This is a genomic window from Acetomicrobium mobile (genome assembly GCF_937920065.1).
This window is the reverse complement of sequence record NZ_CALETC010000270.1, coordinates 1-2522: the sequence shown is the minus strand read 5'-3', so window position 1 is coordinate 2522 and position 2522 is coordinate 1. Positions and strand designations below refer to the sequence as shown.

At 45.1% G+C, this 2522-nt stretch carries 3 protein-coding genes; all 3 read right to left on the bottom strand.

Annotation, left to right across the window (positions count from 1 at the left end; genetic code table 11):
• On the bottom strand, positions 1-678 hold a 678-nt coding region (locus Q7P41_RS10145), incomplete at its 3' end, for a radical SAM protein (protein ID WP_303884003.1).
• A complete protein-coding gene (locus Q7P41_RS10140; protein ID WP_303884000.1) occupies positions 666-1409 on the bottom strand; it encodes a 16S rRNA (uracil(1498)-N(3))-methyltransferase in 744 nt (247 codons plus the stop codon). The genes Q7P41_RS10145 and Q7P41_RS10140, both read right to left, overlap by 13 nt.
• Complete coding sequence (locus Q7P41_RS10135; RefSeq protein ID WP_303883999.1) at positions 1381-2214, bottom strand: 50S ribosomal protein L11 methyltransferase; 834 nt, start codon at positions 2212-2214, stop codon at positions 1381-1383. Before Q7P41_RS10135 ends, Q7P41_RS10140 begins: the two co-directional genes overlap by 29 nt.
• Positions 2215-2522 lie beyond the last annotated feature (308 nt).

Sequence of the window (2522 nt, the reverse complement as noted above, 5' to 3'; positions counted from 1 at the left end):
TATTTTGGCAAGCGATTTAACCAAGTCTCCAAGGTCAAAATCACACCCGCTGCCGTAAAGCCCAAGATGCACGCCCGTCAACACAACCTCTTTGCACCCTTGGTTAACTAGACGTTCGACTTCATCTATAACTTCTTGCATATCCCTACTGGTAGGACGTCCTCTCAAAAAAGGTACTATACAATAAGAACAAAAGGAGTCGCATCCGTCCTGCACTTTAACAAAAGATCTTGTATGAAAGCTAACTTTTGATAGCCTAAGGGGATCCCACCTTTCGTCGTGCAACACATCCGTTTTTAAAATTAAAGGCTTTCTTATCCCTCCTTTAATCATGCTAGCTACAATGTTCGTCAACTCCGCCTTCAATCTATTTCCTACGTAAAGATCTGCGCCCAATTCGAGCAGATCCTCATCGGGTCTTCCCTGCACATAACAACCACATAAAACCGTCATGGCTCGGGGAGATTTCCTCTGCATACGCCGCAACGCCTGCCTACACTTTTTCTCCGCCGTCTTGGTCACAGCGCAGCTCACCAACACACCAACGTCAAATTCGCTACCGTCAGCGATGATGGCTCCCTCATTTCGAAAGCAGTCGGCTATCGCCTCAGCTTCGTAAATGTTAGTTCGACATCCTAAACATTTAATCCTTACCTTTACGCCCTCTAAGGATCGCAAGATGACACACCTTCAGCACTCAAAATTATATAGGACAATCCAGCTACCGCCGCAGTGTTTGTCCGCAATATATTCGGTCCCAGTGAAACAGGAATAAAGTCAGCTTTTAAAAACAAAGACATTTCCTCCTCCGTCCAATCGCCCTCGGGACCAACGGCAAATGCCACATCTCTTTCGCCATCTACTCTAATTTGGCCCAAGGGTTTCGCATCATCAGTTAAAGCACCAAATAAGCGAAGGGGAGGCAACTTCTCTGCTTTCAAATCGGAAATCCTCAAAGGTTCGTGCAAAATCGGATGACTGCTTATACCACTGACCTTTGTGGCCTCATCGATGATCCTTTCCCATCTCGCCTTTTTACGTTTGGTATCTCCCTTTAATTTAACAATACATCGTTCGGCCAAGAGAGGTATAATTTCGGTTACACCCAACTCCGTAACATGGCCCAGCATGTCTTCAAAGGCACTAGATTTCACAAGGGCAACTAAGAGCGTCGTTCGAATTTTCATTTCACTCAGAGGAAGCTTATCGATCTCCCTTGCGATGACCCTGCCATCTTTGTATCCCTCGATGACAAGCAAAAGCTTTCTGCCTTCAAGCAGGCCTTCAATTTCATCTCCTATGCGACATCGCCTTACGTGCATCAAATGGTGAGACTCCCTGGCATCCAAAACCCATACGTTGCTAGAAAGACTCTCGGCCTTATCTAACCTCGTGCGAGGCAACGACACCCCACCAGTCCTCCTTCTCGAGCTCTTCTACGATCGAAAATTTTGCCCTTTCCATCGCTTCAACAAAGGATTCGCGTTCCTTCAATAACAAACCAGATAATATCATAAACCCGCTTTCAGCTAGTATCTTTTTAAATGAATCCAGCATAGCGACCAAGGGCTCATACAATATATTTGCAACTATACAGTCAACAATTTCGCCGAAACCTATCGTCCCATCCGCAATCTCAAGAATCAACCCAGTAGTTACATCGTTTAAAAGGGCATTTTTCTCAACTTCCTTTTTTACCGCGGGATCTATGTCTCTGGCGATTACTTTTGCAGCTCCAAGCTTGAGTGCTGCTATGGAAAGTATACCAGAGCCAGTACCTACATCTAAAACTTTGTCTCCCGGTTTTAAATACTTTTCAAGCAACTTTAAAGCTATTTGCGTGCTGGCATGGTATCCCGTGCCAAAAGCGCTACCTGGCTCGTGTTTATGCCATGGCGCTAACACCACCAAGCGATCCCCCACCAAGAGCGGAGGAAAGGCATCCTTGTGCATTTTTATCCACGGCCGCCATTCCTCTTTGCCAGCGTCGCAGATGCAAAGGTCTACAAAGCCCTTTATCAGTGACGATACCCTTCCAATCCATTCTTCCAACTCCATATCCGAGCGGTAATACAATTTTGTCTTTAAGCCATCTTGGGCCTCGGATGTTTCAGCTCCTATGCTATTTGATGCTTGAGCAACATGATAAAGAACTTCTTCCGAGCCCTTTTTCGACTCTAAAATAATATACCACCAATAAACTTCGTCCTTCATATATGCCACTCCATCCTTAGCAATTCTTCCTACTCAAGAAGCATCAAGGGGAGCCTCAAGCCCCCCTTGCACAAAAAAATCAACATTCATTATTTTAGTAAAACTCGTTATTCATAGAAGCGAACCATCGACCATTAAATTACAGTTCTGCGCATTTCCCTCTATCATGCAATTGTTAAGCAAACAACCCCTTTAGCTTTTCGATCAGTCCAGAGGACTTGACAGGCACGTCCATCTCCAAAGCCAAGGCCTCTATCAAGGCCCTTTGCTTGTCAGTCAAATTACGTGGAACAGCGATATTTATGTGA